The sequence below is a fragment of the Gallibacterium anatis DSM 16844 = F 149 genome (genome assembly GCF_000379785.1).
GTDB classification, from domain to species: domain Bacteria; phylum Pseudomonadota; class Gammaproteobacteria; order Enterobacterales; family Pasteurellaceae; genus Gallibacterium; species Gallibacterium anatis.
Genome location: NZ_KB903728.1, coordinates 1 through 13502, shown reverse-complemented (window position 1 = coordinate 13502; position 13502 = coordinate 1). Strand labels below are relative to the sequence as shown.

Sequence of the window (13502 nt, the reverse complement as noted above, 5' to 3'; positions counted from 1 at the left end):
ACTTTACGGACAAGGTGGTCTTTTGGAACGAGTTGTTCGAGACTTATCATCTCGATTTCATATTGGAGTGAGGGTGTATTTTTGAGCATAGGCATTTCCTTTTTTCGATATGCCTATTAGATCAAACCTCTAGAGGTATGTCTAGAGGTTTGTCAGCAGTCTGAAACCTAGGCAAGAGCCTAGGTTTTTAGTTTTACACCAAATCAAACAACAAAAACTCGACATCGGTTTTGGTGGTGATTTCAAGCAATGTTTCTTGGCTAATGGCAATGCCGTCGCTGCTATGGACGTTTTCACCGTTTACTGTCAAATCGCCTTTCACTACTTGCAACCAATAGTGCCGGTCGTGGTTCAAGGTAATTTGTTCTGTTTTGTCGGCGGAAAGTTGATAACGCCACAATTTCATATCTTGATACACCTTAAATGAACCGTTTTCTGCTGTTGGTGAAAGGATGAGCGTAGCTCCTTCTTGCGCCGGAAAGGCTCGTTGATCATAACGAGGTTTAATATTTAATTCGTTCGGTTCAATCCATATTTGATAAAAATGCAAGCCTTCTGTGTCGCTCGGATTAAATTCCGAATGAGTAATGCCGGTGCCGGCGGACATAATCTGGAATTCGCCTGCCGGAAGATGTTGCACGTTACCCATACTGTCTTTGTGAGCGATAGTCCCTTCTAAAACATAAGAGAGAATCTCCATATTTTTATGTGGATGAGTACCAAAACCTTGACCCGGAGTCACATGATCCTCGTTGATCACTCGTAAATGAGAAAACCCCATAAAATTCGGATCATAATAACCGGCGAAAGAGAAGGTGTGATGAGAGTCGAGCCAGCCGTGGTTTGCGTGTCCGCGTTCATTTGCTTTTCTGATATATAACATAATATTTTCCCCTTATTTTTAATCTCTGTTTGATGTGTTGTATTGTAGAGAGTGATTATTAGGAAATAAATACCAGTTTTATTGATTATTCTTTTCTTATTAGGAAATAATTATCCTGTTGAGGATATAGATTGCCGTTTTAATTGTTCTCGATATTGCCGTGGGGAAAGCCCGGTTTTCGCTCGGAAACATTTTCCGAAATGGCTAAGTTGTTGAAATCCTACGGCAAGTGCAATATTGCCGATGGAATCATCACTGTCTTTAAGCAGCTGTAATGCTTTGAGAATGCGGAATTCCACTAAATAGTTATATGGTGTGGTGTTTAAACTGATTTTGAAATAGCGCAAACAACCTGATTTACTGACATTAGCACTGTCGGCTAATTGGGCTAGAGTCATATTTTCTGCATAATGTTGGTTGATATAATTTAAAAAAATCTGCATTTTCTGCCGTAAGCGATGGTTACTATCCACTTTTTCAGGCAAAGTTAGATTTTTTCGCATTATTAGCCAAAGCGAAGTGAGGCAGACGAGGATTTCATAGCTATAAAATGGGGATTTTTCTCGTTCCAATCGTTCGAGTTTTTCAAGAAAGGAGATTATTTCCTGTTGCCACGCAATCGTTGGTACAAAATGGACTAGAGGTAAATGTTCATTTTCAGTAATGCGTTCAACCATCTCTTTTGCCGGATAGTCGGAATAGAATGTAAGAAAATGTTCAGGAAAAACAAAGCTATAATAAATTGTGTCCGCTTGATGTTGGATGTAATGCACTACATTTTTATTGATAAAAATGCCTTCCCCGTGACCGACAGCGATGGTTTGAGATAAGGTCTGCACAATGATGCTACCTTGTTGTACATACATAAATTGCAGATCCTGATGCCAGTGCATAATTTTACAGTGATTATCATCAGGGTAACGGGTTTCATCACCAACGTGGACAACACGGAACGGAAAATCGGTAAATTTCTTTTCATTAATAATATTTAAGTAATGCGCTCTTTCGTTGTGCATTTGAATTTCCTATAGATTATATTTTGACGATATTTTACTACTTATTGCCGGTTTAACGATAATATTGAGCAGTATCATTGTGATAAAATCATATTATTATTTTTAGTCGTTACACAATGGGGTGTTGGTATGACTGCAATATTGTCTTCCATTGAGAATGAAGAGAGTGAAAAACAACCTCGCTTTTTGATCTATTTTCCGGGTATTTGCCATTTAATGACTGATACCGCACTGGGTTCGTTAGCCGCACTGTTGCCACTTTTTATGTCATCTTATGGACTTAATTATGAAAAGGCGGCAGCTATTATTTTTGCTAATACAGCGTTAGCTTCCGTAGCACAGCCTTTTTTTGGTTATTTGGCGGATAAACGACCTAATCATTTGTTTATTCCGTTAGGAATGACATTAGCCGGATGCAGCATTGCAGCATTAGGATTTGTGCATAGTTATGCAGCTATTCTGTTTTGTTCAATGTTGGCAGGAATCGGTTCGGCAATTTTCCATCCGGAAGCGGCTCGTTGGGTGAATAGAATCTCCGGTGCAAAAAAAGGACGAGCAATGGGCTATTTTGCGGTAGGAGGTAATGGCGGTTTTGCTGTCGGTCCGATTTTAGCCAGTTTGGCATACATTATTGGACCTTATGCCTTAAGCATTTTTGCGCTATTAACCATTTCAATGTCTATTATTTACTTTATGACGATTTCACAGCGCCATTCGGCAAAAGTTAAGGTGACTAAACAGCGGCAACTGGTGATTGAACGTAACGATTGGCGTAGTTTTTCCCAACTTTTCGTGATAATCGCGGCAAGATCGATCAACTTTTCCGTCTTGAATACCTTTATTCCAATTTACTGGATTACCCATCTTCATCAAAGCACTGCATCAGGAAATTTTGCGTTGTCGCTCTTTTTCTTTTTGGGAACGGTGGTCACGTTATTAGGTGGCATTTTATCGGACAAAATCGGCTTTGTGAGAATTATCCGTTATTGCTATCTGATTTTAGTACCAGCGATGATTCTGTTTACTAACAGCGAATATTATTGGCTCTCAATGTTGTTGTTGATTCCGTTAAGTGTCGGATTGTTTGCGCAATATAGTCCAATTGTAGTGTTGGGACAGCAATATTTAGCGAAAAGTGTCGGTTTTGCTTCAGGAATCACCTTAGGATTAGGCATCACGCTTGGTGGAATGGTGTCACCATTGGTTGGCAAGGCAGCGGATATTTATGGTCTACAAAGTGCGTGGTTGGTGTTGAATCTTATCTGTATCATTGCATTGTTATTCAGTTTTTTGATTAAAGATGCAAAATAAAAAGAGGCTGTCCAATGACAGCCTGTTTTCTTTTGATGTGAGTGTTAATCGCCGATAACCGCTTGTGCGATTTGTTCCAGCAGATTTTTATAAATTGTACTGCCCTCGCTGGCACCGACTTTAATTTCAATAATGGTGGCGGATTTACGCATATAAGCCGTTTTTAAGGTGGAACTTAAATCTGCCCAAGTATAAGGTCGTGCATAATTTAGCTCAAACATATTGGCGATTTGTGAGAATTCTAAATTATGTGGCAAGCGATAATATTGTTCTTTTGCTTCATTTTCCACCGGCAACATATCAAAAATCGCCCCGCCATTATTGTTAATCACAAAAATAATGGTAGGTAATTTGACCTTTCTGAATAAAGCGAACGAGTTGAGATCGTGCAGTGCGGAAATGTCGCCGATAAAAGCGATTAAAGGGCGTTGATGAGCAATGGCAACACCGGCGGCGGTTGCCAATAAACCGTCAATACCGCTTGCACCACGATTCGTGTATATCGGATAGTTGTTCGGCAGTTTGCACAGTGCATCAACTAAGCGTACAAACAGGCTGTTGCCGAGGAACAGAATGCCGTTTGCCGGTAATAATCGTTCCAAATGATGAGCCAATGACGCCTCGTTTAAATTGCTGCCAACTTGCTGTTCAATAAAATTATCACAGAATTGTGACAGTGCTAACGGTTCCAGCAGCCACGGTTTTTGTCTAAGTGGCGGATGAGCGCGCAACCAATGGTGCACTTTGGCGTGAAAACGGGTTTGTTGATGATGTGACGGATCAAGACGGCGATGTGAAGCATCAACCAGCCAATATTCACCGTGAAAGGAGGCTAAAAATTGATTAATTCGCTTGCTGACAATGCCGCCGCCAAGCTGAATCACAATATCTGCTTGCAATAACTGTTGGAAAACGGTCTTATTGGCTAACCAAATATCGGCGTAAGGTAATGTCGGCTCAACAGAAGATTGTACATCCGTAAGCAATACCCAACCCATAGTATTCACCCAAGCGCTAATACTCATACTTTGTTCCAACGGCAAACGTCCGACAACGACAACGCCGCGTTTTGTTCGCCAGAGATCCCAATTTTCGTGAATCAGCACTTCAACTTGATTTTCCGGATGTTTCACCCACGGTTTTTGACTGTGTAACCAAGAAGCAATCGGTTGTAGCCACGAATGGCTGTCGATTTGTTGTACATCCGCTTGATAAAGTGGTTCGGCGAACGGCACGTTAATATGAACGACACCCGGCGTAAGTTGTTGTTGGTAGCAAGCTTGATCTAAGGTCGACACTAACCAATTTGCGCTGTAATCTTGACTTGGTTTCGGCAAATTAATTTCAGCAATCGGATAGTGAGCAAATATTTTTTGTTGGAAAATAGCTTGGTTTGCGCCACATTCGATTAATTCAATCGGACGATCAGCGGTTAATACGATGAGGTTAGTTTGTGTTTGGTAAGCCTCAATAATGGCAGGATAAAGGTTGGCTACCGCAGTTCCGGAGGTAACAATAATGGCAACCGGTTTTTGCGTTGCTTTGGCTAAACCGAGCGCAAAAAAGCCTAAACCGCGCTCATCAAAGTGAGTATGGCAGGTTACGCGGCTTTCATCCTGCAACCGTGCGGCTTCGAGTGTAAGCGGTGTTGAACGTGAACCGGGTGCAATGCAGATATGGTTCACACCGTAACGGAGCAGTGATTCCAAAATGACTTTAGACCAGCAACGGTTAAATGTACTGATAGACATGGTATTCTCCTTATCCTATTTGCGTTCAAACAGAGAGAGCAATCCGGACATTTTTCTTTCTATTTCTTGCCACTCTTCATCTGCTTGAGATTCTTTAACAATGCCGGCACCGGCAAAGAGATGTAATTGTTGATGAGTGAGTTTTGCAGAGCGCAGCCCAACACAAAATTCAGCAAAAGCGTGCGAGATCACACCGATTGCGCCGGCATACCAGCCACGTTGAAACGGCTCATTACTCTTAATAAATGATAATGCCGCTTGTCTTGGATAACCGGCAACCGCAGCGGTCGGATGTAATGCAAATAAGGGTTCCCAATATTGATGTTGCGGTTGCAAACTTGCATCAATCGGATGGCAGAGGTGCTGAACTTTGCGTAATTGGCGTAATTGCACTTTGCCGACCTCAATTTTTTGACAATAAGGCTGAATTTTTTGACAAATATCATCAACAACAAATTGATTTTCCACGAGATTTTTTTGATCTTGCAATAACCATTGTTGATATTGTCGTTGTTGTTCATCCGTTTCACCAATAGGAGCGGTGCCGGCGAGTGCTTCAGTCTGGAATTGCGAATCGGTGCGACGATATAAACATTCCGGACTAGCACCCAAAAACATAGAATGTGCTGATTCAACAACAGCAAAGTGGTAACAATGCTGGTTAGTTTGACGGCTTAATGCCAGAAAATCATAACCGTTTAGCGGCTGATCGAGATGAAACACCGCTTCGCGGGCCAGCACCACTTTATTGAATTGCTGCTGCTTGATCGTATTTAATGCGCGTTGGATTAACTGTCGCCATTGAGATTGCGTACTGCTTTGATGGCGAAGTATCGGTGTCATTGCCTTGATTTCATTACAAGGTTGAATGTGTGGTAATTGTTGTAGAATTTGCAGCAGTTGTTGTTTTTCCTGTTGCCAAATTTGTTGATCAAACAATAACTTAACAGTTAATGTCTGTTGTTGGTAATGCAAATAAAGGCGAGGCAAAATAAACTTCACTTCACCTCGAAATTGAACGCCGCCGACGAGCGTAAAATGAGGATAATTCTGTTTAAATTCACTTAATTCTGTAAATGAGGTGATGTGGCTTACCTCGCCGACCGCAGCAATTTGATATTGCTGTTGGCGTTGTTGCAAATAAAATTGCGGAAATACGGTTTGCCCTTTCAACCAAGCGATAAGATCAATATTTGAAGCCTCTATGGATGCTTGGATTTCACCAAAGCGTCGGCAATCAGGTTGATAAATAGCAATCTGCGTAGTGAGTAATGATTTCAGTTGTTGCAATACATCCATTGTCAATAGCTATTCTATTTATCCAAACGTTATAAAAGCGGTAATTTTACCGTAATTTCAAATAAAGTTCTTGAAAATCTTTCTAAGCCGAAAAAATTGGCGTAAAGTAAGTCATTATTGTTAATAAATTGTTCAAGGTGGCAGTGATGGATGTTTTCCCAAAATCAGATAAATTGGAACACGTTTGTTATGATATTCGTGGACCGGTACATAAAGAGGCTTGTCGTTTAGAAGAAGAAGGGCATAAGATTTTAAAATTGAATATTGGCAATCCGGCGCCGTTCGGTTTTGAAGCGCCGGATGAAATTTTGGTGGATGTCATCCGCAATTTGCCGACAGCGCAGGGATATTGTGATTCCAAAGGGCTTTATTCTGCGCGCAAAGCGATTGTGCAATATTATCAATCGAAAGGATTACTGAATATCGGTGTCAATGATGTTTATATCGGAAACGGTGTATCGGAATTGATTACAATGTCAATGCAGGCACTTTTGAATGATGGCGATGAAGTGTTGGTGCCGATGCCGGATTACCCGTTGTGGACCGCGGCAGTAACGCTTTCCGGCGGTAAAGCGGTGCATTATTTATGTGATGAAGAGCAGAATTGGTTTCCGGATATAGAAGATATTAAGCAAAAAGTTTCACCACGTACCAAGGCGATTGTGATCATCAATCCGAATAACCCGACCGGCGCGGTTTATAGCAAAGCATTATTGTTGGAATTAGCGGAAGTGGCACGTCAAAATAAACTGATTGTGTTTGCGGATGAAATTTATGACAAGATTTTATATGACGGTGCGGTTCATCACCATATCGCGGCATTAGCACCGGATTTATTAACTGTTACCCTGAACGGCTTATCTAAAGCCTATCGTGTTGCCGGTTTCCGTCAAGGATGGATGGTGCTTAACGGACCGAAAAAAGCGGCTGCCGGCTATATTGAAGGCTTGGATATGTTGGCATCAATGCGTTTATGTGCGACTGTACCGATGCAACACGCCATACAGACAGCGTTGGGTGGATATCAAAGTATTAACGAATTTATTTTGCCGGGCGGACGGTTGTTGGAACAGCGTAATAAAGCGTATGAGATGATAAATCAAATTCCCGGTATGAGTTGCGTTAAACCGCAAGGCGCAATGTATATGTTCCCGAAAATCGATACAGAAATGTATAACATCCACGATGATGAAAAATTTGTGTTTGATCTCTTAACACAAGAGAAAGTGTTGTTGGTTCACGGACGTGGTTTTAACTGGCATAAGCCGGATCATTTCCGCATTGTCACCTTGCCATATGTTCATCAAATTGAAGAAGCGATGACCAAACTTGCCAGATTCTTAACACATTATCATCAATAATTTCCTTCTGATCCCGCTTAATGCCAAAAGTGTAGTAAGCGGGATTTTTTTGCCATTAGTTCAATAAATATTTTTTCATAAAAAATAATAAAACAGCTTTTCAAAAATAAAGAAACGGATTATTCTTTTTTCAATTCCAGTTTATAGAAAGGAAAAAATGATGGAGAAAAAAATTGCAATTTTAGGGGAATGTATGATTGAACTCTGGAACGATAATGACTGTTATCGTCAAGGGTTTGCGGGAGATACGCTTAATACGGCGATTTACCTTTCTCGATTGTTAGGTACTTCAGCAAAAGTGTCCTATCTTAGCGGAATAGGGCAAGATGATTTAAGCCGGGCGATGATCAATTATTGGCAACAAGAAGGCATAGATACTGCTGCGGTCGCTGTCGTTGCCAATAAGCAGCCCGGCTTATATATGATTAAAACTGACCCTCAAGGTGAGCGTCGGTTTTTATATTGGCGTAATGATGCTGCTGCACGTTACTGGTTGGCAGATTTGTCTATCAACGAAATAGCAAACCTGCTTTCTGGTTATTCTTATCTTTATTTGAGCGGTATTAGTCTAGCAATTTTACCGAATTGTGATCGAGAAAAGTTGTTGGATGCTATTGCTCAAACCGACATCACAGTGATTTTTGATAACAATTATCGTCCGGCATTATGGGAAAATGTTGAAATCACAAGACATATTTACGAAAGAATGTTGGCGCTGTCCGATATTGCATTTTTAACCTTTGAGGATGATCAGGCTCTGTTCGGTTTCACTGATTATGAGCAGTCTATCCAACAAGCATTGGAATTAGGTGTGAAAGAAGTCGTGGTGAAAAGAGGGAAAGAACCTTGTGTAATAGCAACTAAATCGGAACGTTATCAAGTAGAAGCCACACGTGTGGAAAAAGTAGTCGATACCACTGCTGCCGGTGATTCTTTCAGTGCCGGATATTTGGCAAAACGCCTGCAAGGCGGAACCATTGTGGAATCGGCACAAGCAGGACATTTGTTGGCTGGAACGGTTATTCAACACAAAGGTGCGATTATTCCAAAAATTGCAATGCCATCAATTTAATTATGGTTTTGTAGCGCAGGATAGCCATAGAAACCTAAGCGTTCAGAAATGTGCTTTCCTGCCTGCTGTAATAAATTGACTAAATATGGGCGATCCTTTTCTTTAAAGCGGATTGTTGGTAAAGAGATTGAAAGCCCTGCAATAATTCTACCTAAGCGGTTATAAACTGGAGCCGCGATACAAATAATTCCAGCCTCTTGTTCTTCATTATCTTGAGCGTAATGATTCTGCCGTACCATTTGTAGTTGATTTATTAAATCTTCAATGTTCTCAATGGTGTTTTCAGTCGATTTTACAAAGCTTACAGGTGATAATATTTGTTTTACTTCATCATCGCTAAATCCGGAAAGTAATATTTTACCGATAGCTGTGCTGTATAATGGATTTCGTCTACCTATTCTGGATTGCATTCTGAGGTTATATTGCGAGTCTATTTTATGGAGATAGACAATTTCGTGATTATCTAAAATTCCCAAGTGAAGAGCTTCGCTGGTTTGGTTAGATATTTTTCTCATTTCTTTATCCGCAAAAGAGATAAGATCAACATATTCTAGCGATCTGGCGCTTAGCTCGAAAAGCTTTAAACTTAAGCCATATTTATCGCTATCATCTTCTTGATAAACATAACCTAAGGTTTTCATTGTCTGCAGAAAACGATAGGTTGTACTTTTTGACATCATTAATTTCTGAGATAGCTCGGTTATTCCGATATCTTTCTGTTCCGATAGGATTTCTAAAATACTGAATACTTTCATTACTGAAGCCACAGCTTCAGGTGCATTTTCTTTTTTCATACTGTCAAACTTTAAAACACCATAGGATGATAGGATTATAAACAATCAATTATGAATTAGAAATAAGCAAATAATTGATATTGATAAGTAATGTAGGCGTTCAACTAAAATTGAAACAGTGGTTTATTTTTATGATTATCGGTAGGATAATAAGTCTGATTTTATGTGAAACTTTTTAGGATCAATGCGATATGCTGGAACAGATATTTAACTTACCGCAATTTTTGGGCGTGCTTGCCTTTATTCTAGGGGTGCTGAGTTTTTATCAACGTAACGATAGAAAATTAAAGATTGTGATGTTGGTGCAAAATCTGACCTATATGTCGCATTTTATTTTATTAGGGTCGTCGGTTTCGGCACTAAGTTCGTTGTTGTCGGCGTGCCGTACAGCAACATCGATTTATGTTTCTTCAAAATATGTGGCACTTTTCTTTGTCATTATAGGGATTGTTTTTGGCTATACAGTAGCTGATTCCTTTTGGCAGTTTTTTCCGATTTTCGGTACAACCATTGGCACAATTTCCCTCTTTTTATTGAAAGGTATTCCAATGCGTTTACTGATGTTGGTGGGATCAGGCTGTTGGTTGACAAATAATATTTTAGTCGGCTCATTCGGTGGAATTTTATTAGAATCGACAGTGATTGTGATGAATTCTATTACTATTTTACGATTAGTGTTGCAAAATCGAGAGAAGCGGCAATATGTGTCGAAACGTTAAAATAGGTGGAAAAATGGGATATTTTTTCTCTTTTTCTGCAGGTATTTTATGATCAGGCTTGAGAAATCAAGATAAAGTGAGTATAATCCACGACCTTTAATATAGTTAGTAGCGGGTCGGGTTTTAATACCTGACGAGGTAGCTAACAAATCTAAACCAATTAGAATGTTGGTAATCCGAGCCGTTGAGCTTAAGCTTTAGTTAATTATTGGAGAATTACAAATGTCCAGAGTCTGTCAAGTAACAGGCAAACGTCCGGCAGTTGGTAATAATCGTTCACACGCATTGAACGCAACTCGTCGTCGTTTTTTACCGAACCTACATACCCACCGTTTTTGGGTTGAAAGTGAAAACCGTTTCGTAACTTTACGCTTAACAGCGAAAGGTATGCGTATTATTGATAAAAAAGGCATCGATGCAGTTTTAGCTGATCTTCGTGCTAAAGGCGAAAAAATCTAAGGAGCTGAAAAATGGCAGCAAAAGGTGCTCGTGAGAAAATCAGACTAGTTTCTACTGCTGAAACAGGTCATTTCTATACTACAACTAAAAATAAACGTAATATGCCGGAAAAAATGGAAATCAAAAAATTTGATCCGGTTGTTCGTAAACACGTTATTTATAAAGAAGCGAAAATTAAATAATCGTTTTTTTGTAAGCCAAATTTTTTAATTCTAACTGCACCCAACGGTTTTTACTGATGGGTGCAGTTTTTTATATTTTAATGTTTGAACTCACAGAATAACGGATAAATCATTGTTCTATGAATTGCCTTGATTTGCGAGAGATTGTTCCTCTCAAATATAAAGATTCTACCGTTATGAACGGAGTTTCAGCCATTTAGGCATTTTGATGAAAAAAGTATAGTATTTCCTGAATTGAGCCATCAAAAGATTGAGAGTATTCTGAGCAGAAAGAGAAGAAAGTAAGGAAAAACGATGAAGCAAAAGCAAGTAGAACGACCACTATCAGGGTTTTTATTGGCATTGACGACAGCGATCTGTTGGGGATCTCTGCCGCTTGCATTGCAGCGTGTTTTAACTGTTTTGGATAGTTATACCATAGTCTGGTTGCGTTTTTTGGTTGCGATGCTGGGGTTAGCGATCATTTTGCTGGCAACAGGAAAAATGCCGAAGTTTCGCATTGCGTTTAATCCGCGTTTTCGCTGGATCACAATGATTGGTACTTTGGGGTTAGCAATAAACTTTATTTTATTCAACACATCGTTGGAATATATTAATCCTTCGGTTTCGCAAGTGCTCGGACAGGTGTCGCCATTTATTATGATGCTTGCCGGTGTGTTGATTTTTAAGGAAAAATTGAGCTGGAATCAGAAAGTTGGCGCATTGCTTTTATTTATTGGCTTACTGACTTTCTTTAACGCCCGTTTAGTCGAATTGTTTACCAGTTTAACCACCTACACTAAGGGGGTTATTATCTGTGTTTCTGCGGCAATTATTTGGGTTTCTTATGCGATTGCACAAAAATTATTGTTACGCCGTTTTAATTCACAGCAGATTTTATTTATTTTTTATATCGGCGCCTCATTAATTTTTACACCGTTAAGTCATCCGGCTAAATTAGAAAATTTGACTTGGCCGATAGCATTATGTTTAGTCTATTGCTGTTTAAATACATTAATTGCTTATGGTGCTTATGCCGAAGCCTTAAATCGTTGGGAAGTGTCCAAAGTGAGTTCAATTATTACATTAACGCCTTTGTTTACCATTGTGTTTGTTGAAACTTTCCACCGAATCTATCCGGATATTGTGCCGGCATCCGAATTAAATACTTTGGCATATATTGGTGCTTTTATTGTAGTATTAGGCGCTTTATGCTCGGCATTAGGACATAAATTATTGAAAAAGCGTCCTGTGACGCAATAGGAGATTAAAACAAGATGAAATTTATTGATGAAGCCTTAATTCGTGTTGAAGCCGGTGATGGCGGCAATGGCTGTGTCAGTTTCCGTCGTGAAAAATATATTCCAAAAGGTGGCCCGGATGGCGGCGATGGCGGCGATGGCGGCGACGTTTATCTCATTGCCGATGAAAATTTAAATACATTAGTAGATTATCGTTTTGAAAAACGGTTTGCGGCAGGACGAGGCGAGAACGGGCGCAGTTCTAACTGCACCGGACATCGCGGTAATGACATTACGTTACGTGTGCCGGTCGGTACGCGTGCGGTGGATAACGATACTAAAGAGATTATCGGTGATTTAACAGAACATAATATGAAGCTGTTGGTGGCAAAAGGTGGCTATCACGGTTTGGGAAATACCCGTTTTAAATCGTCAGTGAATCGTGCCCCTCGCCAAAAAACGAACGGTACGCCGGGCGAAAAACGTGATTTACAGCTGGAATTAATGCTGCTTGCCGATGTTGGAATGTTGGGGTTGCCTAACGCCGGTAAATCGACTTTTATCCGTGCGGTGTCGGCGGCAAAGCCGAAAGTGGCGGATTATCCTTTTACCACATTGGTGCCGAGTTTAGGTGTGGTGAAAGTGGATGCAAACCGTAGTTTCGTGATTGCGGATATTCCGGGATTGATCGAAGGGGCATCTGAAGGCGCCGGTTTGGGAACGCGTTTCTTAAAACACCTTGAACGTTGTCGTGTGTTGATTCATTTGGTGGATATTCTGCCGATTGATGAGAGTGATCCGGCAGATAATATTGCGATTATAGAAACCGAATTGTTCCAATACAGCGAAAAATTAGCAGATAAACCGCGTTGGTTGGTTTTCAATAAAATAGATACGTTGAGTGATGAAGAGGCGCAACAGCGTGCAGCGGACATTGTTGAGCGTATCGGTTGGGACGGTGATTATTATCTGATTTCCGCCGCGACAGGGCGCAATGTACCGGATTTGGTCAGAGAGGTGATGGACTTTATTGAAGCCAATCCGCGCGAAAAAGCGGTTGTTGCCGAGAATGAAGAGGTTAAATTCAAATGGGAAGATTATCATCAGCAACAGTTGGCGGATGTTGAAGAAGATGACGATGACTGGGATGATTGGTCGGAAGAAGACGAAGAGGGTGTGGAGATTATTTATAAACCTTAAACTTTGTCTAAAATTTAAATAGAAGGAAGGATAGTGTTTGACACTATCCTCAGACTGCTGACAAACCCATCTTTCCAAAATCATTTGATAAAAGTGGGTTTGTTTTTTTACTTTGTCGCTTTTCTCTTGCTTTTCCTTTCAGATAACGGTGCCAGCGGTCATTTTCGCTGATTGTTTTACCCATGCCTCAAACAAGTAAAATTGACGCCATAAATAAGACAAAATAGCCCATACC

At 40.3% G+C, this 13502-nt stretch carries 13 protein-coding genes; 8 read left to right on the top strand and 5 right to left on the bottom strand.

The features are described 5' to 3' along the window. Positions 1-193 precede the first annotated feature (193 nt). Both A3EO_RS0110015 and A3EO_RS0110010 read right to left on the bottom strand, forming a co-directional pair. Positions 194-883 (bottom strand): pirin family protein, encoded by a 690-nt coding sequence (locus tag A3EO_RS0110015; RefSeq protein WP_018347041.1) that lies wholly within the window; start codon positions 881-883, stop codon positions 194-196. Positions 884-993: 110 nt separating this feature from the next. After that, positions 994-1899: a helix-turn-helix domain-containing protein gene (locus A3EO_RS0110010; protein ID WP_018347040.1), complete on the bottom strand. Its 906-nt coding sequence runs from the start codon at positions 1897-1899 to the stop codon at positions 994-996. Positions 1900-2028: 129 nt separating this feature from the next. Between A3EO_RS0110010 and A3EO_RS0110005 the strand changes: the two genes are divergently transcribed. Continuing rightward, positions 2029-3210 carry an MFS transporter gene (locus tag A3EO_RS0110005; protein WP_018347039.1) on the top strand — a complete coding sequence of 394 codons (1182 nt, stop codon included), beginning with the start codon at positions 2029-2031 and terminating at the stop codon, positions 3208-3210. Between the two features lie 44 nt (positions 3211-3254). On the opposite strand, the gene menD is transcribed toward A3EO_RS0110005, so the two are convergent. Next, entirely contained in the window at positions 3255-4961 is a 1707-nt protein-coding gene (gene menD / locus A3EO_RS0110000; RefSeq protein WP_018347038.1) for a 2-succinyl-5-enolpyruvyl-6-hydroxy-3-cyclohexene-1-carboxylic-acid synthase, read from the bottom strand. Positions 4962-4976: 15 nt separating this feature from the next. Next, positions 4977-6260, bottom strand: a complete 1284-nt coding sequence (locus A3EO_RS0109995; RefSeq protein ID WP_018347037.1) for an isochorismate synthase — start codon at positions 6258-6260, stop codon at positions 4977-4979. Between the two features lie 146 nt (positions 6261-6406). On the opposite strand from A3EO_RS0109995, the gene A3EO_RS0109990 reads away from it, so the two are divergent. Continuing rightward, the gene (locus A3EO_RS0109990) at positions 6407-7621 is read left to right on the top strand and encodes a pyridoxal phosphate-dependent aminotransferase (RefSeq protein WP_018347036.1); all 1215 of its coding nucleotides are present in this window, start codon (positions 6407-6409) and stop codon (positions 7619-7621) included. A 157-nt stretch (positions 7622-7778) separates the two neighbouring features. Next, positions 7779-8693 (top strand): 2-dehydro-3-deoxygluconokinase, encoded by a 915-nt coding sequence (gene kdgK / locus A3EO_RS0109985; RefSeq protein WP_026211103.1) that lies wholly within the window; start codon positions 7779-7781, stop codon positions 8691-8693. Here the strand turns inward: kdgK and kdgR are convergent. Then, positions 8690-9487, bottom strand: a complete 798-nt coding sequence (gene kdgR / locus A3EO_RS0109980; protein WP_013746213.1) for a DNA-binding transcriptional regulator KdgR — start codon at positions 9485-9487, stop codon at positions 8690-8692. The genes kdgK and kdgR overlap by 4 nt on opposite strands. 191 nt (positions 9488-9678) lie before the next feature. On the opposite strand from kdgR, the gene A3EO_RS0109975 reads away from it, so the two are divergent. The 5 genes from A3EO_RS0109975 (at position 9679) to cgtA (ending at position 13267) form a co-directional block, all read left to right on the top strand. After that, positions 9679-10206 (top strand): YgjV family protein, encoded by a 528-nt coding sequence (locus tag A3EO_RS0109975; RefSeq protein ID WP_018347034.1) that lies wholly within the window; start codon positions 9679-9681, stop codon positions 10204-10206. Between the two features lie 222 nt (positions 10207-10428). Then, entirely contained in the window at positions 10429-10665 is a 237-nt protein-coding gene (gene rpmB / locus A3EO_RS0109970) for a 50S ribosomal protein L28 (protein WP_018347033.1), read from the top strand. An 11-nt stretch (positions 10666-10676) separates the two neighbouring features. After that, the gene (gene rpmG / locus A3EO_RS0109965) at positions 10677-10847 is read left to right on the top strand and encodes a 50S ribosomal protein L33 (protein WP_005542835.1); all 171 of its coding nucleotides are present in this window, start codon (positions 10677-10679) and stop codon (positions 10845-10847) included. A 294-nt stretch (positions 10848-11141) separates the two neighbouring features. Further along, complete coding sequence (locus A3EO_RS0109960; protein ID WP_018347032.1) at positions 11142-12089, top strand: DMT family transporter; 948 nt, start codon at positions 11142-11144, stop codon at positions 12087-12089. A 14-nt stretch (positions 12090-12103) separates the two neighbouring features. Then, positions 12104-13267, top strand: a complete 1164-nt coding sequence (gene cgtA, locus A3EO_RS0109955; RefSeq protein ID WP_018347031.1) for an Obg family GTPase CgtA — start codon at positions 12104-12106, stop codon at positions 13265-13267. The last annotated feature ends 235 nt before the right edge of the window (positions 13268-13502 follow it).